Source organism: Pseudomonas sp. IC_126, assembly GCF_004331835.1.
Classification (GTDB): Bacteria; Pseudomonadota; Gammaproteobacteria; order Pseudomonadales; family Pseudomonadaceae; genus Stutzerimonas.
The window spans coordinates 642,655-669,123 of sequence record NZ_SJSS01000002.1 but is presented as its reverse complement, the minus strand read 5'-3'; the positions used below and the strand labels follow the sequence as shown (position 1 = coordinate 669,123).

The 26,469-nt window shown below is 61.3% G+C and carries 28 protein-coding genes and 1 riboswitch; of the genes, 11 read left to right on the top strand and 17 right to left on the bottom strand.

Going from position 1 to position 26,469, the window contains the following annotated elements:
* Window positions 1-14: 14 nt before the first annotated feature.
* The gene (locus E0D86_RS08470; RefSeq protein WP_131649569.1) at window positions 15-1,199 is read left to right on the top strand and encodes an NAD(P)/FAD-dependent oxidoreductase; all 1,185 of its coding nucleotides are present in this window, start codon (window positions 15-17) and stop codon (window positions 1,197-1,199) included.
* 31 nt (window positions 1,200-1,230) lie between these two features.
* Here the strand turns inward: E0D86_RS08470 and E0D86_RS08465 are convergent, their stop codons facing one another.
* From E0D86_RS08465 to E0D86_RS08445, 5 genes are all read right to left on the bottom strand, one after another.
* Entirely contained in the window at window positions 1,231-1,419 is a 189-nt protein-coding gene (locus E0D86_RS08465) for a hypothetical protein (protein ID WP_131649568.1), read from the bottom strand.
* A 57-nt stretch (window positions 1,420-1,476) separates the two neighbouring features.
* On the bottom strand, window positions 1,477-1,851 hold the full coding sequence (locus E0D86_RS08460; protein ID WP_131649567.1) for a hypothetical protein: 375 nt from the start codon (window positions 1,849-1,851) through the stop codon (window positions 1,477-1,479).
* A 322-nt stretch (window positions 1,852-2,173) separates the two neighbouring features.
* Window positions 2,174-2,647, bottom strand: a complete 474-nt coding sequence (locus E0D86_RS08455; RefSeq protein ID WP_131649566.1) for a hemerythrin domain-containing protein — start codon at window positions 2,645-2,647, stop codon at window positions 2,174-2,176.
* A 127-nt stretch (window positions 2,648-2,774) separates the two neighbouring features.
* Window positions 2,775-3,053 carry a DUF3509 domain-containing protein gene (locus tag E0D86_RS08450; protein WP_131649565.1) on the bottom strand — a complete coding sequence of 93 codons (279 nt, stop codon included), beginning with the start codon at window positions 3,051-3,053 and terminating at the stop codon, window positions 2,775-2,777.
* 202 nt (window positions 3,054-3,255) lie between these two features.
* Entirely contained in the window at window positions 3,256-3,876 is a 621-nt protein-coding gene (locus E0D86_RS08445) for a bifunctional 2-polyprenyl-6-hydroxyphenol methylase/3-demethylubiquinol 3-O-methyltransferase UbiG (protein WP_131649564.1), read from the bottom strand.
* A 243-nt stretch (window positions 3,877-4,119) separates the two neighbouring features.
* Between E0D86_RS08445 and E0D86_RS08440 the strand changes: the two genes are divergently transcribed.
* Window positions 4,120-4,497: a response regulator gene (locus E0D86_RS08440; RefSeq protein WP_131650026.1), complete on the top strand. Its 378-nt coding sequence runs from the start codon at window positions 4,120-4,122 to the stop codon at window positions 4,495-4,497.
* Window positions 4,498-4,745: 248 nt separating this feature from the next.
* On the opposite strand, the gene fba is transcribed toward E0D86_RS08440, so the two are convergent.
* The 7 genes from fba to E0D86_RS08405 all read right to left on the bottom strand — a co-directional run bounded on the left by fba (window position 4,746) and on the right by E0D86_RS08405 (window position 12,076).
* Complete coding sequence (fba, locus tag E0D86_RS08435; protein ID WP_131649563.1) at window positions 4,746-5,810, bottom strand: class II fructose-bisphosphate aldolase; 1,065 nt, start codon at window positions 5,808-5,810, stop codon at window positions 4,746-4,748.
* 183 nt (window positions 5,811-5,993) lie between these two features.
* Complete coding sequence (locus tag E0D86_RS08430) at window positions 5,994-6,326, bottom strand: MliC family protein (protein ID WP_131649562.1); 333 nt, start codon at window positions 6,324-6,326, stop codon at window positions 5,994-5,996.
* Between the two features lie 27 nt (window positions 6,327-6,353).
* On the bottom strand, window positions 6,354-6,548 hold the full coding sequence (locus tag E0D86_RS08425; protein WP_131649561.1) for a hypothetical protein: 195 nt from the start codon (window positions 6,546-6,548) through the stop codon (window positions 6,354-6,356).
* A 91-nt stretch (window positions 6,549-6,639) separates the two neighbouring features.
* Window positions 6,640-7,803, bottom strand: coding sequence for a phosphoglycerate kinase (locus tag E0D86_RS08420; protein WP_131649560.1), 1,164 nt, complete (start codon window positions 7,801-7,803; stop codon window positions 6,640-6,642).
* Between the two features lie 49 nt (window positions 7,804-7,852).
* Window positions 7,853-8,899, bottom strand: a complete 1,047-nt coding sequence (gene epd / locus E0D86_RS08415; protein ID WP_131649559.1) for an erythrose-4-phosphate dehydrogenase — start codon at window positions 8,897-8,899, stop codon at window positions 7,853-7,855.
* A 167-nt stretch (window positions 8,900-9,066) separates the two neighbouring features.
* Complete coding sequence (gene tkt, locus E0D86_RS08410; protein ID WP_131649558.1) at window positions 9,067-11,064, bottom strand: transketolase; 1,998 nt, start codon at window positions 11,062-11,064, stop codon at window positions 9,067-9,069.
* A 91-nt stretch (window positions 11,065-11,155) separates the two neighbouring features.
* On the bottom strand, window positions 11,156-12,076 hold the full coding sequence (locus E0D86_RS08405) for a LysR substrate-binding domain-containing protein (RefSeq protein WP_131649557.1): 921 nt from the start codon (window positions 12,074-12,076) through the stop codon (window positions 11,156-11,158).
* A gap of 164 nt (window positions 12,077-12,240) precedes the next feature.
* Here E0D86_RS08405 and E0D86_RS08400 point away from each other — a divergent pair, with 164 nt between their 5' ends.
* The 6 genes from E0D86_RS08400 to E0D86_RS08375 all read left to right on the top strand — a co-directional run bounded on the left by E0D86_RS08400 (window position 12,241) and on the right by E0D86_RS08375 (window position 18,766).
* On the top strand, window positions 12,241-13,137 hold the full coding sequence (locus tag E0D86_RS08400; RefSeq protein ID WP_131649556.1) for a TauD/TfdA family dioxygenase: 897 nt from the start codon (window positions 12,241-12,243) through the stop codon (window positions 13,135-13,137).
* Window positions 13,134-13,736 (top strand): LysE family translocator, encoded by a 603-nt coding sequence (locus tag E0D86_RS08395; RefSeq protein WP_131649555.1) that lies wholly within the window; start codon window positions 13,134-13,136, stop codon window positions 13,734-13,736. The genes E0D86_RS08400 and E0D86_RS08395 overlap by 4 nt, the downstream gene beginning before the upstream one ends.
* Before the next feature lie 79 nt (window positions 13,737-13,815).
* Window positions 13,816-14,817 (top strand): metalloregulator ArsR/SmtB family transcription factor, encoded by a 1,002-nt coding sequence (locus tag E0D86_RS08390; RefSeq protein ID WP_131649554.1) that lies wholly within the window; start codon window positions 13,816-13,818, stop codon window positions 14,815-14,817.
* A gap of 14 nt (window positions 14,818-14,831) precedes the next feature.
* Window positions 14,832-16,022, top strand: coding sequence for a methionine adenosyltransferase (gene metK / locus E0D86_RS08385; protein WP_131649553.1), 1,191 nt, complete (start codon window positions 14,832-14,834; stop codon window positions 16,020-16,022).
* A 201-nt stretch (window positions 16,023-16,223) separates the two neighbouring features.
* The gene (locus tag E0D86_RS08380) at window positions 16,224-18,131 is read left to right on the top strand and encodes a PAAR domain-containing protein (protein WP_131649552.1); all 1,908 of its coding nucleotides are present in this window, start codon (window positions 16,224-16,226) and stop codon (window positions 18,129-18,131) included.
* Window positions 18,128-18,766 (top strand): DUF2931 family protein, encoded by a 639-nt coding sequence (locus tag E0D86_RS08375; protein WP_131649551.1) that lies wholly within the window; start codon window positions 18,128-18,130, stop codon window positions 18,764-18,766. Before E0D86_RS08380 ends, E0D86_RS08375 begins: the two co-directional genes overlap by 4 nt.
* Before the next feature lie 73 nt (window positions 18,767-18,839).
* Here the strand turns inward: E0D86_RS08375 and E0D86_RS08370 are convergent, their stop codons facing one another.
* From E0D86_RS08370 to E0D86_RS08360, 3 genes are all read right to left on the bottom strand, one after another.
* Window positions 18,840-19,409: a DUF2780 domain-containing protein gene (locus tag E0D86_RS08370; protein ID WP_131649550.1), complete on the bottom strand. Its 570-nt coding sequence runs from the start codon at window positions 19,407-19,409 to the stop codon at window positions 18,840-18,842.
* A gap of 63 nt (window positions 19,410-19,472) precedes the next feature.
* On the bottom strand, window positions 19,473-20,234 hold the full coding sequence (locus E0D86_RS08365) for an ABC transporter permease (protein WP_131649549.1): 762 nt from the start codon (window positions 20,232-20,234) through the stop codon (window positions 19,473-19,475).
* Window positions 20,231-21,160 (bottom strand): ABC transporter ATP-binding protein, encoded by a 930-nt coding sequence (locus E0D86_RS08360; RefSeq protein WP_131649548.1) that lies wholly within the window; start codon window positions 21,158-21,160, stop codon window positions 20,231-20,233. Before E0D86_RS08360 ends, E0D86_RS08365 begins: the two co-directional genes overlap by 4 nt.
* 350 nt (window positions 21,161-21,510) lie before the next feature.
* Between E0D86_RS08360 and ligB the strand changes: the two genes are divergently transcribed.
* Together ligB and E0D86_RS08350 are read left to right on the top strand one after the other, a co-directional pair.
* Window positions 21,511-23,181 carry an NAD-dependent DNA ligase LigB gene (ligB, locus tag E0D86_RS08355; protein WP_131649547.1) on the top strand — a complete coding sequence of 557 codons (1,671 nt, stop codon included), beginning with the start codon at window positions 21,511-21,513 and terminating at the stop codon, window positions 23,179-23,181.
* A 55-nt stretch (window positions 23,182-23,236) separates the two neighbouring features.
* Window positions 23,237-23,614: a DUF1090 family protein gene (locus tag E0D86_RS08350; RefSeq protein ID WP_131649546.1), complete on the top strand. Its 378-nt coding sequence runs from the start codon at window positions 23,237-23,239 to the stop codon at window positions 23,612-23,614.
* A 30-nt stretch (window positions 23,615-23,644) separates the two neighbouring features.
* Here E0D86_RS08350 and E0D86_RS08345 read toward each other — a convergent pair whose 3' ends face one another.
* Window positions 23,645-24,091, bottom strand: a complete 447-nt coding sequence (locus E0D86_RS08345; RefSeq protein ID WP_131649545.1) for a cytochrome c — start codon at window positions 24,089-24,091, stop codon at window positions 23,645-23,647.
* Window positions 24,092-24,158: 67 nt separating this feature from the next.
* Entirely contained in the window at window positions 24,159-24,593 is a 435-nt protein-coding gene (locus E0D86_RS08340) for a hypothetical protein (RefSeq protein WP_131649544.1), read from the bottom strand.
* 240 nt (window positions 24,594-24,833) lie between these two features.
* Window positions 24,834-24,985, top strand: a riboswitch (S-adenosyl-L-homocysteine riboswitch).
* 23 nt (window positions 24,986-25,008) lie between these two features.
* Here E0D86_RS08340 and ahcY point away from each other — a divergent pair.
* Window positions 25,009-26,418 (top strand): adenosylhomocysteinase, encoded by a 1,410-nt coding sequence (ahcY, locus tag E0D86_RS08335; RefSeq protein WP_131649543.1) that lies wholly within the window; start codon window positions 25,009-25,011, stop codon window positions 26,416-26,418.
* Window positions 26,419-26,469 lie beyond the last annotated feature (51 nt).

Here is a 26,469-nt window from a genome sequence, read left to right as displayed (position 1 = left end):
AGTCGAGGTGAGCGGTGTTGCAAACGGATGTGGTGGTAATTGGCGCGGGGGCTGCCGGACTGATGTGCGCTTTCACGGCGGCGGCACGCGGCCGCCGCGTTCTGCTGCTCGACCATGCCAACAAGGCCGGCAAGAAAATTCTCATGTCCGGCGGCGGACGCTGCAATTTCACCAATATGTACACCGAGCCGGCCAACTTCCTCTCCGGCAATCCGCATTTCTGTAAATCCGCTCTGGCGCGTTATACCCAATGGGATTTCATCGAGATGGTCAGCCGTCATGGCGTGCCCTATCACGAGAAAAAACTCGGTCAGCTGTTTTGCGACAACAAGGCCAGCGACATCCTCGACATGTTGCTCGAGGAGTGCCGACAAGCGGGCGTCGACCTTCACCTGAATACGAGCGTGCAGTCGGTCGAACGCAACGAGGACGGCTATCGGTTGCAAAGCGATGCCGGCGAACTGGCCTGCCAGTCGTTGGTGATCGCGACGGGCGGGCTGTCGATTCCGACGCTCGGCGCCAGCGGTTTCGGCTATCAGATTGCGCGTCAGTTCGGCCACAGCGTGCTGCCGACTCGCGCCGGCCTGGTGCCATTCACCATCACCGAACCGCAGCTCAAGGGGATGTGCGAAGCCCTGTCGGGCACCTCGGTCGAGGATTGCCTGGTCAGCTGCAACGGCCAGAGTTTCAAGGAAAACATCCTGTTCACCCATCGCGGACTTTCCGGGCCGGCGATTCTGCAGATTTCCTCGTACTGGCAGCCGGGCGATGTCATCGAAATCAACCTGTTGCCGCACCTGAACCTCGTCGACTGGCTGGACGAACAGCGCCGTGAACGCCCCAATACCGAGTTGAAAACGCTGCTCGGCGAGCTGTTCACACGCAAGATGGCGGGGCTGCTGGCCGAGCATTGGTTCATTTCCAGGCCGCTGAAGCAGTACAGCCCGGCTGAACTCGAAGACGTGGCGGAAAAGCTCGGCAACTGGCAACTGGTCCCGGCCGGCACCGAAGGCTATCGCACCGCGGAGGTGACATTGGGTGGCGTCGACACGCGCGAAGTGTCGTCGAAGACCATGGAGTCGCAGAAGGCACCGGGCTTGTACTTCGTGGGTGAAGTGCTGGATGTTACCGGCCATCTCGGCGGTTTCAATTTCCAATGGGCCTGGGCATCCGGCTACGCGGCGGCCCAGTACGTGTAGCGGCTCGCTCAGCCGCAGCGTACGAGCCCTGTCATTCGTTGGCCATATTCGAAGGTGGCGAAATCTCGCGCGGCCCGGCCGGGTCGGTGGCCGTGTTCTGGTATTCCTGTTGATTTTCGCTGGTGTTATCCATTGCCGACGGCTCTTCGTCCGGCGAGCAGGCGCTCAGCATCAGCGCAACAGGTAGCGCAGCGGCGACGGCGATATATTTCGTCTTCATCCAAACCTCCAGCAGAGCGCCTCGCCAAGCTCGCGAGGCGCCGTTGAATTTAAAATCTTACTGGGACGCACCCGTACCGGTGCCGGTGGGATTGGGCGCGGTGCCGGCACCCGACTCGGTGCCCAGACCGCTGCCGTTGTCGGCCGGTGCGGTGTTCATGCCATCCGAATTACCCGTTCCAGTTGTGACGCCGGTTCCGGTGCCGGTTTCCGCGCCGGCGCCCGTACCGGTTCCGGTAGTGCCCGGCCCTGCACCCGTTCCAGCGCCAGTTCCGGTAGCCGGCGGTGTGGCAGCAGGCGGCGTAGTTGCAGGAGCCGCAGGCTGCTCAGTTGCAGGTGGCGGCGGGGTCTGTTCGCGCTCAAGATCCTCATCCGGGCCGCAGCCGACCAGCAGCAGACCTAGAACAGGGGCAGACAAGTAAGCAAGACGCATGGATAACCCTCCAGAAAGATGAAAGCCGACTAACAAGCCGGAGATAGGACAAATCAATCCTTCTGAAACTGACCTTTCACAAGGAGGAGAGTGCCCACGCAACCCCGCAGACTGGGCGTCAACCGCTCAACGGTATCGGTCCTGCCATGCATATCCAGCACGCTGGCGTATAAAACGAAGGCTCTGATCGATCTCAGTCGATGCTTTGCGGGCCGTTCGGCCTGGCTATCGAGCCGATACGTCAACCGGCGCGACAGTTACCTGCGCGCCGGTTAGGTGTGAACAATGTGCCGAGGCGTTGCGCCCCCCGGTACGAAATACGTCAAGCCGCTTTGCTGGCAACGAATTCCTTCTTCAGGCGGTCTCGGAGTTCGCTCATCTGCTTACCCATCTCTTCCAGCCTGGCCTCGTCGAACAGCTCGCGCGCCTGGGGAAACATTTCCGATTCCTCTTCCTCGATGTGATGTTCGAGCAACTCCTTGCACACTTTCGCGCGGCCGGAGAACTCAACGCTCCCCGGATCGGTCACCTTGAGATCAGGCAGCACGAGAGAATCCACCGCGCGATGCTCCTCCTTGGCCTCGTAGTACATTTTCAGCTCTTCCTTTCCACCCGCTTCCTTATAGGCCGGGTAGAGAATCTGCTCTTCGAGCTGGGTATGGATGGTCACTTCCATTTCAAGTTTTTGCAGCAGATCGGTACGAGTCTTTACCGCACGCTCTGTGCTCTCGGTCAGGCGCGTCAGGATGTCCTTCACTCGTTCGTGGTCTTCAATCAACAGGTCAATGGCATTCATGTGGGATTCCTCATCACTAAACGGCTTGCTGCACCCGGACTCTTCTGATCCGGTAGGTTCGCCTGCGCCAGATCGCGCAGTGCTTATCCGAAGGTGGGCCCACTGCACTGCGGGCCCAACGATCGGTTCAGGCGTAATCGTAGGTCGGCAGCCCAGTGCGGCTCTGGCTCTGCAAACGGGCAATGGCAGGCGACATGCCAGCCTCCAGCGCCAGATCGCGGCGGATCGAGCTGATGACCCATTCCAGCTGAATATTGGTCTGGGTCTGACCCTTGGAAAGGGCGCGCTTGATGATGTCCCGATCATCGTTACGCAGCGTCAAGAGAAGCCCCCCATCCGGACGAGGGGTGGTGAGTACTTCGAACTCAGGAAACGCGGCAGAGAGGTTTTTTTCAGCGGCGATCATTATTGTGTACTCCGGTTATGGTCCAGCTTCCTTAACTAGAGCAGCGTTCATGCCAACCGGGATAGATCACGAAACCCACGAAATTCAGTGACTTGCGTCACATAATAGCGTTTTGGATGCATGCAAAACGCATGAAGCCAAGCTTCACGACATGCATTCTGCGTTACGGATGAACAACCGCCGCTTGCCGCTGTCCGCCACTTCAGCCCTTGCGCCAGACGCTGGCAAGCCACGGTTGCCGTTCGCGAGGCAGACCTGTCGGCCGGTAATAGTGTTCAAGCTCGATGAAGCCCGCCGACTGCAGCAATTCCCGCCAGGCTGACCAGTCATACCAAGTGCCATAACGCGCACCGCTCCAGCCCTCCTGATTGTCGCCGCGCGGATTGGAGCTGAACAGCACGCCACCACTGCGAAGCGCAGCATGCAACTTCAGCAGAACCGCGCCGATTTCACGGCTGGGAAGATGAAACAGCACCGCATTGGCAAAGATGCCGTCGAACGCTTCGGCGGGCAGGTTCAGCTGCAGAAAGTCCTGGTGCAGCACCTCGCAACCGCTATCGACCCGCGCCATGCGCACGAAGGGTTCAGCGCCATCCAACCCGACGGCGATATGGCCGAGCGACGTGAATGTCCTAAGGTCTCGCCCCGGACCGCAACCCAGGTCGAGAATGCGAAACGGCGGTTCGCCGTGGATGTTTCGCAACAATGCATCGATATTCTGGCTGACGTCGTGGTCGCGCGTGCCCTCGCGAAACGCCTCGGCATTGGCACGATAGTCATCCAGCGTCCGATCAGCGATGGTACGGGGGTCTTCATTGGTCATGGTGGGCTTCCGAAGTAACTGACATGAGCCGTGGGGGCTTCTTCGATAGAGGTTCGTACCATAGTTCAGTACTCTGCTGGGCATGTACTGACAAACACTCGACTGGATCAGCCGATTGCCAGTGCACTCATGAACTTGCGGAGCGTCGCCGTGCTCCAAGTGCTCGTCCCGCGCCGGAACCATCACTGGCTTGACACAAAATACGTTCACAAGCAATTTTCACAAGAATCGAGAATCACCCCGATGAGCCAAGCACCAACCAAAGTTGTCCTGCTCGTTGAGGACGAACCCCACATTCTCGGCCTGTTGTCTGACTATCTAGCCGGGGAAGGCTACACGGTTCTGGAGGCGGCGAGTTCGGCTCGAGCTTTCGAGATTTTGGCAACCAAGCCGCGACTGGACCTGCTGGTAACCGATTTCAGACTGCCCGGTGGAGTTTCAGGCGTGATGATCGCGGAACCGGCAATCAAGTTGCGGCCCGATCTGAAAGTCATCTTCATCAGCGGTTATCCGATCGAAATCCACGAGTCCGGAAGCCCCATTGCCCGCTCCGCTCCGATCATCGCAAAGCCCTTCTCGCTCGATAATCTGCACAGCCAGATTCAGCAACTATTGGACTAAGGGGTTCTCCATCTAACGCTCAGCGTAGCCGGTGTCCGAGTCGTACTCCAAAGACAAGTGCGCCTGGTAGTACCGGGCAAGGCAAAAGCTTCGCCCCGAGGGCGGGCCTCCCGCAAAAGCTCATAAGAGGCGCGACCCGCGACAAATGCTTCGGCCGGCACAACACTTAAAAACAAAACCCCGCCAAGGCGGGGTTTGTTATTTCGAGCCCACTTCAAGCGGGCCCTTGTTCAGTCGTCAGCGCCGACTCAGTTGACCTTGGGATCCAACTCACCGGAGGCATAACGCTGGAACATGCCTTCCAGGGAGATCGGCTTGATCTTCGAGGCATTGCCAGCGGTGCCGAAGGCTTCGTAGCGCAGAATGCAGATGTCACGCATGGCCGCGACGGTCTTGGCCAGGTACTTGCGCGGATCGAATTCGGCGGGGTTCTTCGCCATGAATTCGCGGATCGCACCGGTGGATGCCAGGCGTAGGTCGGTGTCGATATTGACCTTGCGCACGCCATATTTGATGCCTTCGACGATTTCCTCGACCGGCACGCCGTAGGTTTCCTTGATGTCACCACCGTACTCATTGATGATTTTCAGCCACTCCTGCGGAACGGAGGAGGAGCCGTGCATCACCAGGTGCGTATCGGGAATGCGCTGGTGGATTTCCTTGATGCGCTGGATCGACAGCGTGTCGCCAGTCGGCGGCTTGGTGAACTTGTAGGCACCGTGGCTGGTGCCGATGGCGATGGCCAGGGCGTCCACCTTGGTCTTCTTCACGAAATCGGCGGCTTCTTCCGGATCGGTCAGCAGCTGGCTGTGATCCAGGGTGCCTTCGGCACCGACGCCGTCTTCTTCACCGGCCATGCCGGTTTCCAGGCTACCCAGGCAGCCCAGTTCGCCTTCCACCGATACGCCGCAGGCGTGGGAAAAAGCAACGGTCTGCTGAGTGACACGCACGTTGTATTCGTAATCGGACGGCGTCTTGCCGTCTTCACGCAGCGAGCCGTCCATCATTACCGAGCTGAAGCCCAGCTGGATCGAGCGCTGGCAGATATCCGGGCTCGTGCCGTGGTCCTGGTGCATGCACACCGGGATATGCGGGAATTCTTCGATCGCCGCCAGGATCAGGTGGCGCAGGAAGGGGGCGCCAGCGTATTTGCGGGCACCGGCAGAAGCCTGGACGATCACCGGGGAGTCGGTCTTATCGGCCGCTTCCATGATGGCTCGCATCTGCTCGAGGTTGTTCACGTTGAAGGCCGGCACGCCGTAGCCGAACTCGGCGGCGTGGTCGAGCATCTGGCGCATGCTGATGAGTGCCATGTTTTCCTTTCTCCCGGTTTGGGTCGTTTATTCGTTTAAAGCCTGCCGCAGGGGCGGGCGCTGTTCAAGCACCGCGCGGTAAGGCGCGGCATTGTAGTGGCGGACGGCTCAAAAACCATCAGTTCTGGCGAAACGCCGCAAATCGCTCCATGCCGACCCGCTGCGTAGGGGCGTCTCGGCATCTCAAATGGTGATCAGCGAAGCGCTGCAGCCATGGGCCAGCAGCTTGTCGTCGGCGGTCCGAAAGACCAACGCCTGGTTACCTTTGTCGTGGAAAGCCACCACACCGTCGCTATAGAAAGCACCACGAGTGGCAGGTTCCTTGCGCAGCCGGTGAACCTGCTCGCTATCGCCGATCTTCAGCTCCACCGTTTGGCGACTGTCATCGGCGTAGCGCCAGGCGATGTTCTGTTGGCTCTGGCATTTCCAGCGAACGAAGGGTGCGTCGGGGCCGGACTGCCAGTGACCGCAACCACTGAGCAGCAGTGCGGCAAACGGGATATACAGGCCTTTCATCGCTTCTCCTTGCTTGGCTGCATCGGCTCACGGGCAATCCTGAACGTCCGCAGCGGTTCCAGCGGTTGGATCGCCGGTGCTTTGCATCTGCACCCGCTGATCGTTCTGTGCAGTGGGGCTTTCGATTGGTGGCGGGTCGATCACTTCGCAAAGCGAATCCGGCGCGCCACCGGCACAACCGGCCAAGCCAAGACAGCAAACAGCTAGAGCGGCATAACGCATGGTAAGTCTCCATTCCGTGCTCAGACAAAACAGAGACCTCATCAAGCTCCAGGGGTTGCCTTGGCGTTTCGCTTGTTATGCCTGACGAGCGCTACTGTGCGGCTCGCTGCTCGAGGATTTCCACTGCCGGGAGCACCTTACCCTCGACGAATTCGAGGAAGGCGCCGCCACCGGTGGAGATGTAGGAAATCTTCTCGCTCACACGATATTTGTCGATGGCCGCCAGGGTGTCACCGCCGCCCGCGATGGAGAATGCCGGGCTTTCAGCGATGGCCTCGGCCAGCACCTTGGTGCCGTTGCCGAACTGATCGAACTCGAATACCCCAACCGGGCCGTTCCAGAGAATGGTTTTCGAGGACTTGAGCAGCTCGGCGAAATTGGCCGCGGTCTGCGGGCCGATGTCCAGAATCATGTCGTCGTCGGACACATCGGCAGCGGCTTTCACCGTGGCCTCGGCGTCCTCGGCGAAGGCCTTGGCTACCACCACGTCCACCGGCAGCGGCACGCTGACCTTGGCCGCGATGGCCTTGGCGGTGTCCACCAGATCGGCTTCATACAGCGACTTGCCCACCGGGAAGCCAGCAGCGGCGAGGAACGTATTGGCGATGCCGCCACCGACGATCAGCTGGTCGCACACCTGGCTCAGGCTGTTCAATACATCGAGCTTGGTCGAGACCTTGGAACCGGCAACGATGGCCGCCATCGGCTTGGCCGGGCTCTTCAGCGCCTTGCCCAGCGCATCGAGTTCAGCGGCCAGCAGCGGACCGGCACAGGCGACCTTGGCGAATTTGGCCACGCCATGAGTCGAGCCTTGGGCGCGGTGAGCGGTGCCGAAGGCATCCATCACGAAGACGTCGCACAGTGCCGCGTACTTTTGCGCCAGCTCGTCGGTGTTCTTCTTCTCACCTTTGTTGAAGCGTACATTTTCCAGCAGCACCAGCTCACCGGCCTTGACCTCGATGCCGTCGAGGTAATCGCGGACCAGCGGGACTTCGCGGTTCAGCGCCTTGCTCAAATAGTCGGCGACCGGCTTGAGACTGTCTTCTTCGCTGAACACGCCCTCCTCCGGGCGACCCAGGTGCGAGCAGACCAGCACCGCCGCGCCCTTCTCCAGCGCCAGCTTGATGGTCGGCAGCGAAGCCAGGATGCGCGCATCGCTCTTCACCGCGCCATCCTTCACCGGCACGTTGAGGTCTTCGCGGATCAGTACGCGCTTACCCTGCAGGTCGAGGTCGTTCATCTTCAAAACGGTCATGTCGATCTTCCTTAAAAGTACGAAACAGCGAAATTCAAGACGCGGCCCGCTAGGGGCGATGAGCCACGCGCAGATAGTGTTCGGCGACGTCCAGCATACGGTTGGCGAATCCCCATTCGTTGTCGAACCAGGCCAGCAGATTCACCAGCCGCGGCCCGGAGGCTCGCGTCAGGCTGCCATCGACGATCGCCGAATGCGGGTCGTGATTGAAGTCGCAGCTGGCATGGGGCAGCTCGGTGTACGCCAGCAACCCCTTCAACGGGCCGGATTCGGCGGCCTCGCGCAGCACCCGGTTGATCGCCTGGGCGTCCGTGTCACGGGACGTCTGCAGGGTGATATCCAGGCAGGACACGTTCACCGTCGGCACCCGAACGGCTTTGGCCTGAATCCGTCCGGAGAGTTCCGGCAGCAGCCGTTCAATTCCCTTGGCCAATCCGGTGGACACCGGAATCACAGACTGGAAGGCCGAGCGCGTGCGGCGCAGGTCGTCGTGGTGATAGGCGTCGATCACCGGCTGGTCGTTCATCGCCGAGTGGATGGTAGTGATGGAGGCGTACTCGATGCCCACCGCGTCGTTGAGCAGTTTCAGCAACGGCACACCGCAGTTGGTGGTGCAGGACGCATTTGAAACCAGCCGTTCGGCGCCGGTCAGCTGCGTGTGGTTGATGCCCATCACTACGGTGGCATCGACATCCGCGGCTCCCATCATCGGCTGGGAAAACAGCACGCGGGGCACACCGGCAGCGAGAAAACGCTCACCACCGGCGCGGGTGTTGTAGGCGCCCGAACATTCCAACACCAGGTCCACGCCCAGCACCGACCAGTCGATAGCCTCCGGCGTAGACTCACGCAGCACCTTCACGCAGTCGCCATTGAGGTGCAGACAGTCTCCGTCCACGCTCACCTCGCCGGGAAAGCGCCCATGGGTGGAGTCGAAGCGGGTCAGGTATTCCAGGCTGGCCATGTCGGCCAGGTCGTTGAGGGCAACGATCTGAAAATCGAATGCGGCATCACGTTCGTAGAAGGCGCGCAGCACGCAGCGGCCGATACGGCCGTAGCCGTTAAGCGCGATGCGGTAAGAGGGAGTTCGGGACATTCGCGGCTCGTTTCTGGGCGAGCTGAAAGCTGGAAGCCGGAAGCTGGAAGTACTCATGCCGCTGGCACTTCCACCATCCAGCCGCAACCTCTCAGCTGCTGTGATCCCTTAAGCCCGAGCCGGCTGCTTTTATTCAAGCCTCCAGCTTCAGGCTTCCAGCTGACTCATTAGTCTTCCAACAGCTCTTCGGCAACCGCGAGAACGTTATCGACGGTAAAACCGAACTCCTCGAACAGCTGACCGGCCGGGGCCGACTCGCCATAGGTGGTCATGCCGATGATTTGGCCTTCGAGGCCGACGTACTTGTACCAGTAGTCCGCATGCGCCGCCTCGATGGCGATGCGCGCACCGACTTCCACCGGCAGCACCTGCTGCTTGTAGGCGGCGTCCTGGGCATCGAACACGCTGGTGCAGGGCATGGACACCACGCGCACCTTACGACCTTGCGCGGTCAGCTTGTCGGCGGCGTCGACCGCAAGGCTCACTTCCGAACCAGTGGCGATGAGGATCAGCTCCGGCTCGCCTTCGCAGTTTTTCAGGATGTAGCCGCCGCGGGCGATGGCGGCCTCGGTTTCGTTGTCGCGTACGTGATAGGGCAGGTTCTGGCGCGAGAAAATCAGCGCGCTCGGGCCGTCCTTGCGCTCGACGGCATGCTTCCAGGCTACCGCGGACTCGACGGTGTCGGCCGGACGCCAGGTATCTAGGTTCGGCGTGGTACGCAGGCTGGTCAGTTGCTCGATCGGCTGGTGGGTCGGGCCGTCTTCGCCGAGGCCGATGGAGTCGTGGGTGAAGACGTAGATCACCCGCTGCTTCATCAGCGCCGACATACGCACGGCATTGCGCGCGTATTCCATGAACATCAGGAAGGTCGCGCCGTAGGGGATCAGGCCGCCATGCAGGGCGACGCCGTTCATGATCGCGGCCATGCCGAACTCGCGCACGCCGTAGTACATATAGTTGCCCGAGGCATCCTCGGCGACTACCGGCTTGCAGCCCTTCCAAAGGGTCAGGTTGGAGCCGGCCAGGTCCGCCGAGCCGCCGAGCAGTTCTGGCAGCAGCGGGCCGAAGGCGTTCAGGCAGTTCTGGCTGGCCTTGCGGCTGGCGATGGTCTCGCCCTTGGTGGCCACTTCGCGGATGAATTCGCTGGCTTTCTCGGCGAAGTCGGCGGGCAGTTCGCCGGCCATGCGCCGCTTGAATTCAGCGGCCAGCGCCGGGAATTCGGTTTCGTAGGCGGCGAAGCGCTTGTTCCATTCGTTTTCGGCGTCGGCGCCCTTCTGCTTGGCATCCCACTCGGCGTAGATCTCGGCGGGAATTTCGAACGGGCCGTGCTTCCAGCCCAGCGCCTCACGAGTCAAGGCGATTTCGGCGTCGCCAAGCGCGGCACCGTGGGATTCTTCCTTGCCCTGCTTGTTCGGCGAGCCAAAGCCGATGATGGTCTTGCAGCAAATCAGCGTCGGACGGTCGCTCTTGCGCGCGGTCTCGATGGCCATCTGAATCTCGTCTGCGTCGTGACCGTCGACGTTGCGAATCACCTGCCAGCCGTAGGCCTCGAAGCGGCGCGGGGTATCGTCGGTGAACCAGCCGTGCACTTCGCCATCGATGGAGATGCCGTTGTCATCGTAGAAGGCGGTGAGCTTGTTCAGCCCCAGGGTGCCGGCCAGCGAGCAGACTTCATGGGAGATGCCTTCCATCAGGCAGCCATCGCCGAGAAACACGTAGGTGTTGTGGTCGACGACCTGATGGCCGGGCTGGTTGAACTGCGCCGCCATGACCTTTTCCGCCAGGGCGAAGCCCACGGCGTTGGCCAGACCCTGACCGAGCGGGCCGGTGGTGGTCTCGACGCCGGCGGTGTAACCGAACTCCGGGTGGCCAGGCGTCTTGCTGTGCAGCTGGCGGAAATTCTTCAGGTCATCGATGGACAGGTCGTAGCCGGTCAGGTGCAGCAGCGAATAAATCAGCATCGAACCGTGGCCGTTGGACAGCACGAAGCGGTCGCGATCGGCCCACAAGGGGTTGGTCGGGCTGTGTTTCAGGTGGTCGCGCCAGAGTACTTCGGCGATGTCCGCCATGCCCATCGGGGCACCGGGATGGCCGCTGTTGGCTTTCTGCACAGCATCCATGCTGAGGGCGCGGATGGCATTGGCTCGCTCACGACGGCTGGGCATCGCTGAATCTCCTGCGGGGTAGTACGTGAAAAAGGCGGCCATTTTCCCCTTTCGCGGGATGGGGGGCAATGACTGATGCGCGCTGCGCGTTCTAGTCGAGCAGACTGACGCCGCAGCTTCCGGCATCCGGCAGATGCCGCAGCAGGTAATCCTTCATCCGAGTGAGCGTTTCCGGGGTTTCGCCGGTCGCCGGCCAGACCAGATAGTAGCTATCGCCGGAGCGCACCGCCTGCTCGAACGGCAGCGCCAGCGTGCCCTTGTGCAGCTCCGCACCGACCAAGGCGAGATCGCCGATGGAGACGCCATGCCCCTGCGCTGCGGCGGAGATGCCCAGTTCCAGCGTGTCGAACAGCTTGCCCTGCTGCCACGCGATCACGTCGATCAGCCCGACCCGCTGCAGCCAGCGCCGCCAGTCGCGGCAGTCACGCGAGGGATGGATCAACTCGGCGGACGCCAGCTGGGACGCGGTCCAGCATCCGTCACCGAGGATGTCCGGTGAACACACGGGCACCAGCCATTCATCGAACAACTTCACGCGGTTCCAGTCAGCCGGGAAACCGCCGTGTCCGAGCAGAATCGCGCAATCGAACGGCTCGTTATGAAAATCCACCGCGTCCAGGTCCATCCAGGCACTGGTGAGCTGTACCTGATTCTGCGGGTGGGCTAGCTGGAATGTTTCCAGCGCACCCAGCAACCAGCGCATGGTCAGCGTCGACGGGGCCTTCAGCCGGAGCGCGTTCTGCTGTCGATTGACCGCGATGCAGGCGTTTTCGATGGTGCGAAAGCCCACCTTGAGTTCCTGCGCCAGCATCCGCCCCGTGTCGGTCAGCGCCAGCTTGGAGCCGCGCCGGTCGAAGAGCTGACAACCGAGATTCTCCTCGAGTGCCTTCACATGCCGGCTGACCGCGCTCTGCGTGATGCACAGGCTTTCAGCCGCCTGGGTGAACGAGCCGAATCGCGCCGCCACTTCGAAAGCTCGCAGCGCATACAGGGGAGGCATCCGCACTGTCATGCCGCCCCACTCCGGCATGAGTAAAACTCATGACAGCCGGCCCTTTTTTCCATTTTTCAACCCTCCGAACCCCACCAATACTGCGCCAGCAGCCGAGCCAACAGTGCGATGGCTTCGGCTCACAAGCGTGGCGTATGCCGTAGAAAACCGCAGGGAAGAATGACATGTCCAATCGCAACTTTGACGTACTTTTGTCTGCCGCCATCAGTAACGGGGGACTGGGCCAGGAGCAGATTGCGCAGATTCTCGATTTCAAGATGTTCGGCAACCCGCAGGGTTTTCTACGGCTGCAAGGCATGGAGATAGGCGATATCCCGCCGACACCTCAATCCCGCGCCGACGTGCACAAGCCGGATGAGCGCAGCGAAAAGCTGCTGCTGCAAGCCACCGCCCTGCTGGGTGACCCGATCGGCTACGTGCAGGAATCCGGCGGCTGCATCGTCAACAACCTCTTCCCGCAGCCGACACAATCGCGCGCCGCCAGCTCGGACAGCTTCGATACCGAGCTCGACCTGCATACCGAAAACGCCTTTCATGCGATCCAGCCGGACTACCTGCTACTGCTTTGCCTGCGCCAGGATCCTACAGCGCAAGCCATTACCTACATCGCTTCGGTCGATCACATCCTTGAGCACCTGAGCTACGAACAGCAGGCTTTCTTTCTCAACGAGCCTTACAACTTCCTCTCCGATTACGGCCCGACCGAGAAGAACCAGCGCATCGACATCAACAAACATCAGACCGTGCTGTACGGCGACCCCGATGCGCCCTTCTTTCGCTTCGATCCGCAGTTCATGGTGGCCTACAGCGACCGCGCGCAGCACTCGCTCGATGCGTTGCGCCGCATCGCCTGGGATGTCGTCGAGCCGGTACGGCTGGCCCGCGGCGATCTGCTGATCATCGACAATCGACGCACCGCGCACGCGCGCAGCCCCTTCCCAGCCCGCTTCGATGGCAGCGACCGCTGGATGCAGCGCACCTTCGCCAGCTGCAACCTGGCTTTCTACACCGAAAAATTGGGCCGCCAATCACGCATCTTCGAGCTGGTGACCGAGCTATGAGCGCCACTTACTTAGCCTTTGCCGCCGCGGTCACCTTGCTGATCGCCTCCCCAGGGCCAGTGGTCGCGCTGGTCATCGCCGATGCGCGGCGCAGCTGGCCGGCCTGGACCATTCTCGGCGGCGTGCTCTCTGCTCAGCTTCTGTTGATCGCCGCCCTGGTACTGATCTATCTGGCGCTCGATCTGAAGCCGGCCATTCTTGAATGGGGCCAGGTACTCGGTGGCCTCTATCTGATCTGGCTCGGCGCGGATGGCCTGTGTGGCGGCGATGACGAAAAACCGAAACAGGGGCGGCCACACGCGCATTACTTCTGGCGTGCGATGGCGGTAGGCTTGTCGAACCCCAAGGACATCCTGTTCTTTCTCGCGTTTCTGCCGGGGTTCATTCTTCCCGCGCAACCCTTCGCGCCCCAGGCCGCAGCACTGATCATCATCTGGGCATTGGTCGATGTGTCCATTCTGGTCGCCTACAGCCTGGTATCACGTCGCCTGTCCAGTCACGACAAACTGCAGCGGGCACTCGACCTGCTACCGAGCTTCTTCCTGCTCGCCCTCGGGTTGGTGTCGTGCGCAATGGGCATTAACAGCCTGGTGAGCTGAACAGCCGGCTTGTCCAATATCAAAACTTTTTGATACTGCCATTGCTGGACGAAAAACGACCGACTAGACTGCGCGACTTATGAGCCTGCGCATCCCCCGGATTTCCTTCGACGACAGCGATCAGCTCGCCGCCCTGTGCAAGGCCGGCGGCGACTCGTTGCGGCTGAATGTGTTGCGGGCGCTGGCCAGCGATTCGTTCGGCGTACTGGAGCTGGCGCAGATCTTCGCCACCGGCCAGTCCGGCATCAGCCACCACCTGAAAGTGCTGAGCCAGGCCGGTCTGCTGGCGACACGACGTGAAGGCAACGCCATCTTCTATCGTCGCAGCCTGCCCCAGGGCGAATCTCTCGGCGGCAAGCTGCATGCCGCCCTGCTGGAGGAAGTCGATCAACTGATGTTGCCAGGCGACGTCCAGGCTCGGATTAGCGCGGTGCATGCCCAACGCAGCGCCGCCAGCGAAGACTTTTTCACGCGCATGGCTGGCAGCTTCCAGGCACGCCAGGATTTGATCGCCGGACTGCCGCAATACCGCGATAGCGTGGTGGCGCTGCTCGATGCACTGAACTTCGCGCCGACCGCGACCGCGCTGGAAGTCGGCCCCGGCGATGGCAGTTTTCTACCGGAGCTGGCCGCACGCTTCGCGCGGGTGGTCGCTGTCGACAACAGCCCGGCAATGTTGGAACTGGCGCGCACACGTTGCGAAGAAGAGGCGCTGGACAACGTCGAATTGAAACTCGCCGATGCTTTACAGGACGAATGCCCATCGGCCGATTGCGTCGTTTTGAACATGGTTCTGCATCACCTGGCCGCGCCGGGTGATGCACTCAAGCAACTAGCGCGGCTGGTGAACGCGGGCGGCAGCCTACTGCTCACCGAGCTGTGCAGCCACAATCAGAGTTGGGCCAGGAAGGCCTGCGGCGATCTCTGGTTGGGCTTCGAACAGGACGATCTGGCCCGTTGGGCCGATGCCGCGGGGCTCACGCCCGGCGAGAGCCTCTACATTGGCTTGAAGAACGGTTTTCAGATCCAGGCCCGGTACTTTTCCCGGCCCGCCACTGACAGCCGACTCACCCACCGGTAATTAGGAACCGATAGATGAGCGAATATTCGATTTTCACCTCCGAGTCCGTGTCCGAAGGGCACCCGGACAAGATCGCCGACCAGATCTCCGATGCGGTGCTGGACGCAATCATTGCCGAAGACACACACGCCCGCGTGGCCTGTGAAACCCTGGTCAAGACCGGTGTGGCGATCGTCGCCGGCGAAGTCACCACCAGCGCCTGGGTTGACCTTGAGCAGTTGGTGCGCGACGTCATCATCGACATCGGCTACAACAGCTCGGAAGTCGGCTTCGATGGCGCCACCTGCGGCATCATCAATATCATCGGCAAGCAGTCGGTAGATATCGCCCAGGGCGTCGACCGCAGTAAGCCGGAAGACCAGGGCGCGGGAGATCAGGGCCTGATGTTCGGCTACGCCAGCAACGAAACCGATGTGCTGATGCCCGCGCCGATCCGCTTTTCCCATGCACTGGTCGAGCGCCAGGCCGAAGCGCGCAAGAACGGCCTGCTGCCGTGGCTGCGCCCGGATGCCAAGAGCCAGGTCACCTGCCGTTACGAAGGCGGTAAAGTCGTAGGCATCGACGCCATCGTCCTCTCCACCCAGCACAACCCCGAGGTCAAGCATTCCGACCTCAAGGAAGCGGTGATGGAGTTGATCGTCAAGCACGTCATCCCGGCCGAATTGCTGCACAAGGACACCCAGTTCCACATCAACCCGACCGGCCAGTTCATCATCGGCGGCCCAGTGGGCGACTGCGGCCTGACCGGGCGCAAGATCATCGTAGACACCTACGGCGGCATGGCCCGTCACGGCGGCGGAGCCTTCTCCGGCAAGGACCCGTCCAAGGTCGACCGTTCGGCGGCCTACGCCGGCCGCTACGTGGCCAAGAATATCGTCGCCGCAGGCCTCGCCGAGCGCTGCGAAATCCAAGTTTCCTACGCCATCGGCGTGGCCCAGCCGACCTCGATCTCGATCAACACCTTCGGCACCGGCAAGCTCAGCGACGAGCGGATCGTCGCCCTGGTGCGCGAGCATTTCGACCTGCGTCCCTACGCGATCACCACCATGCTCGACCTGCTGCACCCGATGTACAAGGCTACCGCCGCGTACGGCCACTTCGGTCGCGATCCTTATGAAATGACGGTCGGTGGCGACACCTTCACCGCCTTCACGTGGGAAAAGACCGACAAGGCCGACGCCCTGCGCGCGGCTGCCGGGCTGTAAAAGCAGCTGCAAACTGCAAGCGTCAAGCTGTAAGTAAAGCCCCGCCAGCTCTTTGCTGTGCGGGGCTTTTCTTTTCGCTGCGCAGGTTCTGGCACAGCCGAGGCGCAGGCTGCGAACCAGCCCATAAAAAACGGCGCGTCGTTTGCTCTCGGCATCGTTCTTGGGCAAGGTGCCGGCTGCATACCGATAAGGAGATTGGTCATGTCCGGCAAACCTGCCGCCCGCCTCGGTGATCCTACGGCCTGCCCAAAGACTGGGCACGGTAATAACCCCATTGCCACCGGCTCACCTGACGTACTGTTCGACAGCTTGCCCGCCGCTCGCCTGGGTGATGCCACTGGTTGTGGTAGTGCGCTATCGGGCAACCTCATCCCCGGCGTGTTGATCAACGGCAAACCGGCCGCCACGCTGGGCAGCGTTGGCGCTCACGGCGACGTGATCGTCGGCGGCTCCGGCACTGTCATCATCGGCAACTATCCAGTCTCGGCACCATTCATACCGCCGGCATCCATGAACCTTCAGCCAGCGGCGCAAGCCCAGGCCTCCGATCCAACCATATCGCTGCGCTCACCGCATCCGCCGCAACCGACTCCCAGCCAGGCCCGAATTTCGCAGACGGGCCCTGGCCGCGATGCTCCGCACGGCCTGGAAGAAGAGGAGGAAGAGGAAGAACTCGACAGCCGCCAAGCCGTCACCCTACGCATCGGCGTGTTCTTCGACGGCACCGGCAACAACGCCAGCAATAGCGCTATCGGCGCGCAGTGCCGAGCCTCGGATATCGGCTTGGGCGAACAAGAAGCGCAGGCCATCGTCCAGCGCTGCGAAGCGCATCACCTCGACCCGGACAGCAGCTATGGGAACGACGTCAGCAATATCTGGCGGTTGTACGAGCTTTATCGTGACGAGCCGATACCCAAGGATGCCGAGACACCCAGCATCTTTCGCGTTTACGTCACCGGAGCCGGCACGACAACCGGCAAGAAAGACACACCATTTCCCGGGCAAGCGCTTGGGCGAGGCGACACTGGTGTATTGGCCAAGGTCGATGAAGGTTTCTCGCTCATCACTCAGGCATTGGATGCTTTTCAGCAAGCGAACCCGGGCTCGTCGCTCGGGATCCTGGAGCTGGACGTATTCGGCTTCAGCCGTGGCGCGGCTGCGGCTCGACACTTTGCCAATCAAGTACTGCAACGTGCTAACGGGCCATTGGGCGCATTACATCGCCAAAGGAAATTCACGCCTGGACCAGATTTCGATTGGGACCGCGACGTCGTCATCAACTTCATCGGCCTGTTCGATACCGTCGCGGCGATCGGCGGCTGGGATGACTGGGCCGATCCCAGCGACGCCATAAACGGCGGTATCGACCTTTACCTGGCGCCCGACGCGGCTCGTCAGGTGGTGCATCTGGTGGCTCGTGACGAACACCGCCGCAACTTCGCGCTCAACCGGGTCTCCGCGCCACACCGCGAAATCATGCTGCCCGGCGCTCATTCGGACCTAGGCGGCGGTTACCTGCCCGAGTCCGTGGAACGGCTCTACCTTGTTCGCCCCCGCCGCAACTGGGTCAGCCGTGAAACCGATCCGCTACGCACGTTGGCCTATCAACAGGCGCGGCAGGACACCGCCCTCGCTCGCCAGGCCGACCTGCTCGATCCGCAGGACCGCACCGCGCGCCTGGAAACCGATGTCTGGGAGCATTACCCACCATTCAGCGGTGGGCGTAACGACCAAATGAAGTACGTAATGGCGGCGCCTTATCTGGAGCGCACGGTATATGGGCATCTGTCTCGGGTGTATCTGCGCGTGATGCATGGGCTAGCCATTGGCGAGGAAGTACCCTTTAGGGAGGTACCTAAAACCGCGGATTTGAGCGTGCCAGAGGAGCTCCTACCGATCTGCGACAAGTTGCTGAAGTTGGCCATGAGCGGCAGCGGGCCGCTAGATAAGGAGGAGGAACGTCTACTTCGCCAGCGCTATATCCACCTCTCGTCCAATTGGAACGCCGCAATGGGACAAGGCGGTGGCAGATGGAGCGCAGTCTTCATTAATGCCCCAGCCGTAAATGGTCGGGCACACCATGACGATGCCATAGGAACGAAACGATGAGATTGGTACTGCTTGGCCTGCTTTTCCTACTTACTGGATGCGCCAATCCTGAACAGCACGCCGGCAACCTGCCCTATCCTTATTGGCGCTTAGGTTTTCTTGCACCGGACTATATGGAGGTCTGGGTGGAAACGGCCGACGTGGAAGATATCCACGGCAGCCGCTTTTATCGAATGGGCGGCGGGACTGCATCGATCGCCAAACCATCAGATGGCAGCGGGAACGCTGCAGGCTGGCGTAGCAATTTAGGCTGGGGCGCGGGCCGCCACGTTAACGGCTCTGACCTGCCCAGGCGCATCTACGTACGCTGGCAATCGCTCGCTGAGCCACAAACCTACCGGGTCACCCTCGAGATTCCCGAACGTGCGCGGCAGCTAATGAGTGAGCGGCTCGATCCGCCCTGCCGTACCAGTGACTATCGACATGCCTTGGCGCTGGGGCTAGCGCCAGGCGGCGTAGTTAAGGGCTGGGTCATGAGCACATGCGGCGGTCCTATCGAAGTTTTGCAAGCCCAAGCAGAAATCGAGCCAAAGGGCCCTTCGCAAGGAAGGACTGGCGGCCAGTACGCGCTTCCCTTGGAAGCAGAGTCAAAAGCCTATATTGAAAAACACGGCATCCCTTATGGCTCCTGGTAGCACGCACTCAGTGAAATGAAAAAAGCCCCGCCGAGCGATGCCGAACGGGGCTTCTATCCTGACTGCGTACGAATCAAGCGCCGCCGACGCCCCAGATGCCGCTCAGGCTCTGCAACAGCGAGCCGCCCACTCCTTGACTGCCCAAATACTGCAGCAGAATCGGCGCGAACTGGCTAACCATGCCGGCGTCCATGCCCAGCGCGGAGAAGGCCTGATTGACGTCGCCCAGACTCTGCACGTTGTCCACCGCGGCGGCCGTCTGCGCATTGAGGTTGGTATCCGACTGACCCAGCAGTCCGGTCAGCGCACCCAGCTGGCCGAGCTGATCCAGCCCGCTGTCGCCGGTGAGTTTGTCGATCCCCGGCACGGATTTGGCCAGCTGGGCGTAATCGTTGCTGCCCAATTGCTGTTTCGCCAATTGCAGCAGCGCACCGCTGCCACCGAGCGCCTGGGTGGGCGTGACGTCCAGCCCGTCGAGCTGACCGATCAGATTAAGCGCCTGACCCTGCGACGAGTTCTGCGTGGCGTCGTTACCGGTAATGCCCGAAACCGCACGCGCGGCCTCGCCGAGGTTGAAGGCGGTAGCCGAGCCGGTTGCCAGACTGAGAGCGGCCAGAACGGCGAGAGAAGAAACGAGTTTCATGTTTGCCTCGAAAAGAAGGGTGATCGCATGTTACCGGCGATGCGGGTCGGAAAGCGTTGTGCCTCAGTTTTTCAGCCGGTAACCCGTCCGGAAGATCCACCACACGGCCAGCAAGCAGGCGACGAGGAAGCCGAAGATCATCGCGAGGCTGATACCGACACCGATGTCCGAAACACCGTAGAAGCTCCAACGAAAACCGCTGATCAGGTAGACCACCGGATTGAACAGGGTGATCTTCTGCCACAGCGGCGGCAGCATCTCGATCGAATAGAAGCTGCCGCCGAGAAAGGCCAACGGCATGACGATCAGCGACGGCACGATCTGCAGCTTTTCCCAGCCGTCAGCCCAGATGCCGATGATGAAGCCGAACAGACAGAAGGTCACCGCCGTGAGTACTAAGAATAGCGCCATCATCAGCGGATGCTGGATCTGATAATCGACGAACAGCCGCGCGGTGACCAGAATCACCAAGCCAAGAATGATGGACTTGGTCGCCGCCGCGCCGACATAGCCGATGACGATTTCTAGATAGGAAACCGGCGCCGACAGCACCTCATAGATGGTCCCGGAGTAGCGCGGCATGTAGATGCCAAACGAGGCGTTGGAAACACTCTCCGTAAGCAGCGCCATCATGATCAGGCCGGGAATGATGAAAGCGCCGTACGGGATACCGTGCATGGCTTCCATCCGCGAACCAATGGCCGAGCCGAACACCACGAAGTACAGCGAAGTGGAGATGACCGGCGTGGCGATGCTCTGCAGCAACGTACGCCAAGTGCGTGCCAGCTCGAACAGGTAAATGGCGCGAATTGCATGGAAGTTCATGTGCGGCTTCCCTTAACCAGGTTGACGAAGATTTCTTCCAGCGAGCTCTGACTCGATTGCAGATCCTTGAAATCGATCCCGTGTGCCGCGAGACGCCTGAGCAGATCGGCGATGCCGGTGTCCTCGTGCTGGGCGTCGAAGGTAAAGACCAGTTCGTTGCCGCCGTCGATCAACTCCAGCGGATATCCAGCCAGCTCCGCCGGGATTTCCGCCAACGGCCGTTGCAAATGCAGCGTCAGCTGCTTCTTACCTAGCTTGTGCATCAGGACGTGCTTGTCCTCGACCAGAATGATCTCGCCCCGGCTGATCACGCCGATGCGATCGGCCATTTCCTCTGCCTCTTCGATGTAGTGCGTGGTGAGGATGATGGTCACGCCGCGCTCACGCAGACCGCGAACCATCTCCCACATGTCCCGGCGCAGCTCGACATCGACGCCTGCGGTGGGCTCGTCGAGAAACAGGATGCTCGGCTCGTGGGACAGCGCCTTGGCGATCATCACTCGGCGCTTCATCCCGCCGGACAGCTCGATGATGCGCGCGTTTTTCTTGTCCCACAGCGACAGGTCACGCAGCAGCTTTTCCAGATAGGCATCGTCCGGCGCCTTGCCGAACAGGCCGCGGGAGAAGCGCACCGTGGCCCAGACACTCTCGAAGCCTTCGTTGAACAATTCCTGCGGAACCAGGCCGATCTTCGAGCGGGCTTGGCGGTAATCGCCAATGATGTCGTAGCCATCGACGAGCACCCTCCCGCTACCGGGATTGACGATGCCGCAAATGATGCTGATCAGCGTGGTCTTGCCCGCTCCGTTGGGCCCGAGCAGGGCGAAGATTTCGCCCTTGCGAATGTGCAGATCGATCTGCTTGAGCGCCGGATGCCCGGACGCATAAGTCTTGCTCAGTAGTTCGATGGAGATCACGGGTTGCACGGACTGATAACTCCATAAGGATTGACCGGCGATTGTAAGCGCAACTGGTTAGCTCGCTCATTAACCAGGTGCTGCGATGGGCTGCGAGGTGATCGCCGGCAGCGTCTGACAGACATCATAGACAGGAGCCGGACAGGCGAAACCGCGCCATATCGCGCTGCGGACCCACAACATTGGAGTGACTTGCGGCACGGTTTGATCGGCCGAGGTCCGACTGCCGAAGACTTTAAGCCGAAATTGTTTAACATGCGTCAGCACCGCCGCCGAGCACAGGGCGACCACGATCGAGTGAGTTGCCAGCCATGCCAAGCGGCTTCCCTGCATTTTAAATCGAGCAAGGATGCTCCGCCATGTCACGCCTGATCGCGTTAACCCTGCTTCTTTTGACGTCCGCCGTACAGGCCAACTGTCCGGACTGGTCCGAATCACGCGCCACCAGCGAGCTCACTGCGCTGACCCAGCAGCTTCGGCTATGGGACGACGCCTATCACGGGCGTGGCATCTCGCTGGTGGACGATGAGCTCTACGACCAATCCCGCAGTCGGTTAAGGGCATGGCAAGCCTGCTTTCCAGGGGTCGCCACGGACACTTCGGATCCGCTGGCCAATAGCGCTGGCCCCATCGAGCACCCCATTGCTCAGACGGGGCTCACCAAACTGGCCGACGCTGCCTCGGTGCAGGCCTGGATCGAAGCGCGCAACGGCTTGTGGATCCAGCCGAAAGTCGATGGCGTCGCGGTCACGTTGCACTACCGGGACGGCCGCCTCGTCCAAGCCATCAGTCGCGGCGATGGCAGCCATGGCCAGGATTGGACCGAACGGGCGCGGCAACTACCGGCGATACCGCAAAACCTGACAAGCGACGGTGAGCTGATTCTGCAGGGCGAGCTTTACTGGCGTCTCGATGCCCATATCCAGATGCAGGCTGGCGGCGTTGGCGCGCGCGGCAAAATCTCCGGCGCCATGGCACGCCAGACCATCGATGACGACACGGCCGCGCAGATTGGGCTGTTCGTTTGGGACTGGCCGAATGGGCCGTCACGGATGCAGGCGCGCCTGGAGGGGCTGGCAGCCCTTGGCTTCAAAGCTAGCGAGGAACTGACCCAGCCGATCAGCGACCTTGCGCGAGCCGAGCATTGGCGTGATTACTGGTATCGTCACCCGCTGCCCTTCGCTACCGATGGCGTCGTGCTGCGCCAAGGAACGCGGCCGAACGGCACACGTTGGCAAGCTCAACCGCCGCACTGGGCGGCGGCGTGGAAATATCCGTTTCGCACCGCCCTGGCGCAGGTTCGGCAGGTGCAGTTCACGATCGGCCGCAGCGGCCGAATCACGCCGATTCTGCAGATCGAGCCGGTCCGGCTGGATGATCGCCACATCACCCGCGTCAGCCTCGGCTCCCTTGAACGCTGGCGTACGGACGACATTCAGCCTGGCGATCAGGTCGCGATCAAGCTCGCCGGCCTGACGATTCCACAGCTGGATTCCGTCGTCTGGCGTGCGCAACAGCGGCAGGTGATCGAGGCGCCCGATCCCGCCAACTACCACTGGCAGAGTTGCTGGAACGCCAGCCCTGGCTGCGATCAGCAGTTCGTTGCCCGACTCGCTTGGCTGAGCGGAAAAAAGGGGTTGGACCTGCCGCGCCTGGGGCCAGGCACATGGAAGGCACTGGTAGATGCAGGCGTGCTTCACGAACTGCTCGGCTGGCTCAATCTCGATGAGGCCGATCTCCATCGGATCCCCGGCATCGGCCAAACCAGCGCCGAAGCACTGATGGCCAGCTATCAACTCGCGCGCGAACGCCCATTCGCCGCCTGGCTGCGGGCAATCGGTCTGCCGCCAAGCGGCAGTGCTTTCATCGAGGCGGATTGGGAAACCCTCGTGGCCAGAAGCACCGCGCAATGGCAGGCCGAGCCCGGAATCGGGGCCACCCGCGCCAACCAGTTGCATGCGTTCTTCAGAGAGCCGGAAGTCGTCAAACTGCGTGATCAGCTACGCAACGCCGGGATTGCCGGCTTCTGACGGCACTTAGCCGGCTTGACTCAGTCAGAAGATCAACAATAAGAAAGGAGTCCCCATGTTCCGGCGAAGCATTTTATCGCTGCTGCTCTTCGGCCTTTGCGCCACTCAAACACCCATTGCCGCACCACAACCTGCGGAAGCCTGCCGTGACGAGCGCAAAATCCTTGGCGAGCAGATTCAAGATGCCCGCCTGAAGGGCGAGGACGGCCATCGCCGGGCACTCGAAGAACGCGTAAATATCCTTAACGAACGCTGCCGCGGCATGGTCCCGATCCAACCCAACCATGCCGAGGTGGAGCGGGCGACTCGACTGGCCAGCGAACGGGAAGCGCAGCTGCGCGAAGCGCTCGGGACGGGTGATGCGCAGATGATCGAACTGCACAAGCGACGCCTGGATCAGGCTAGGGAAAAGCTCGAAGCGGCCAAGCGCTGATGGCAAAAGAGGCCTGATCCAAGGTCCGTATCAATAGGCACGAAACTCCTTGTGGCAAGCCTCGCAGGCATCCTCCACTCGCTGGAAAGTCGGCGCGACGCTCTCGGCCGTCACCGGCTTCTGAGCCGTCACGGCGACCAGCGCGGCAGTATGCGCTTCCAGCTCGCGGGCCAGCTGATTGAAACGCTCTTGCTTGTGCCAGACGTCCTCGCGGGCATCGCTCTGCTCTTCCTTGACTTTCGGATAATGCTGCCAGGGTTGCCGCGACAGCTCGTCTAGCTCTATCGCGCCGCTGGCAAAGCTCTGCGAATCGAACGGCAGCCGACCTCGCAGCATGCCGCCAAGGTCTTCCTTGGTATCAAGCATCTGCTGATAGATGGCCTTGCGCTTGCCGAGCGGCGAGTCGGGATCGATGCGATCACAGCCGGCCAATGCGAAAACGGTGACCAGCAAAACACTCAACGGGATCAGCTTCACGGTTCAACCACTCGAAACACGACGGCTGGCGATTATCCCCGCAAGCGGCAGTTTCACCAAACGTCCGCTACTGCGACCATTCACCGCCCGCGCTTTCACAGTCAATCTTGGCCTGCGCGCGATCAGTCGATTCGTAGTTATAGGTCACGATGCGCGCGTCTTCGGGCAAAGTCGTCGGGGCTGGCGAGCCGTCTGCCTGTGTGCCTGTGGCGCGTTCGTTGGCCAGCGTTTCTGGCGTAACCGCAGCGGTGCATACACCAAAATGGCCAGACGGGCAGCTGTCGCGGATTTCACGGCGAGAATTCTTCACCGCCTCGGTGTCACTACAGACCCAGTCGAGGGCTTCAACATCCAGCCCCTGGAGTTCGAAGCACTTCTCGGTGACCACCGGTGGCGGCACGGCGCCGGACGTTTCGGCTGTGACATAACAGGAATTGGCTGCCGCCGGCAGGCTCAACGCAGCGATAAATGCAAGCAGAACAGAACGGAACAAGAGGTTCATGTTGGCAGCTCCTGTAGATCGTCGCCCGGCGAGGCTCACCGAACCTTCAGGTTCGACCGCCGGGGTCCTGTTGGAGTTCGGCAAACGGACGGCGCATCGGCGCTCACACCATGCGTCGAATCGCGCTACGGCCCCGAGAATCCCCGCCAGCATGCGCTGCACCGGGCTTGGGATTACTCGCGGTCGCAGCTATAATCGCCGGGTTTCACACGGTCGACACTGTTCGACCGTGCCCGCCACCTGTCCGAGGGGCGCTGCAGCAGGTTTTTGAAAACTTGTTTGATCTTGCAAGCGACGCTGTTTACCTGGCGCGCCGCAGCAGATCCAATCAGGCATCACCTGTCAGGCTCGGATGGGGCGTTAACCATACGCATCAACGGCGCCCATTCGCACAAAACGAATGGAGAACTCTTCAATGAGCGCTGTCATGACGCCTGCCGGTTTCACTGATTTCAAGGTCGCCGACATTTCCCTGGCTGACTGGGGTCGCCGCGAGATCATCATCGCCGAATCGGAAATGCCCGCACTGATGGGCCTGCGCCGTAAATACGCCGGCGAGCAGCCGCTCAAAGGCGCGAAGATCCTCGGCTGCATCCATATGACCATCCAGACCGCCGTGCTGATCGAGACGCTCACCGCCCTCGGCGCCGAAGTACGCTGGTCCAGCTGTAACATCTTCTCGACTCAGGATCAGGCCGCTGCGGCCATCGCTGCCGCCGGCATCCCGGTGTTCGCCTGGAAAGGCGAGACCGAAGAAGAATACGAATGGTGCATCGAGCAGACCATCCTCAAGGATGGCCAGCCCTGGGATGCCAACATGATCCTCGACGACGGCGGCGATCTGACCCAGATCCTGCACGACAAATACCCGCAGGTCCTCGAGCGCGTGCACGGCGTGACCGAAGAAACCACCACCGGCGTGCATCGCCTGCAGGACATGCTGAAGAAAGGCACCCTGAAGATTCCGGCGATCAACGTCAACGACTCGGTCACCAAAAGCAAGAACGACAACAAATACGGCTGCCGTCACAGCCTCAACGACGCAATCAAGCGCGCCACCGACCACCTGCTGTCGGGCAAGCAGGCGCTGGTGATCGGCTACGGCGATGTGGGCAAGGGCTCGGCGCAGTCGCTGCGCCAGGAAGGCATGATCGTCAAGGTTTCGGAAGTCGACCCGATCTGCGCCATGCAGGCCTGCATGGACGGCTTCGAGCTGGTCTCCCCGTACAACAATGGCATCAATGACGGCACTGACGCCTGTATCGACGCCGCTCTGCTGGGCAAGATCGACCTGATCGTCACCACCACCGGCAACGCCAACGTCTGCGACGCGGGCATGCTCAAGGCGCTGAAGAAGCGCGCCGTGGTCTGCAACATCGGTCACTTCGACAACGAGATCGACACCGCCTTCATGCGCAAGAACTGGGCCTGGGAAGAGGTCAAGCCGCAGGTGCACAAGATCCACCGCACCGGCGCCGGCAGCTTCGATGCACAGAACGACGACTACCTGATCCTGCTCGCCGAAGGCCGCCTGGTGAACCTGGGCAACGCCACCGGTCACCCGAGCCGCATCATGGACGGCTCCTTCGCCAACCAGGTGCTGGCGCAAATCCACCTGTTCAACGAGAAGTTCGCCGACCTGCCGGTTGTGGAAAAGACCAAGAACGTCACCGTCATGGTCCTGCCGAAGAAGCTCGACGAGGAAGTCGCGGCTGAAATGGTCCGTGGCTTCGGCGGGGTGATCACCCAGCTGACGCCGAAACAGGCCGAGTACATCGGCGTCGAGGTTGAAGGGCCGTTCAAGCCGGACAGCTATCGGTATTAATAGCTGGAAGTTGGAAGCCAGAAGTAGTCGGGGAGTTCCCGCTGCTTTGGC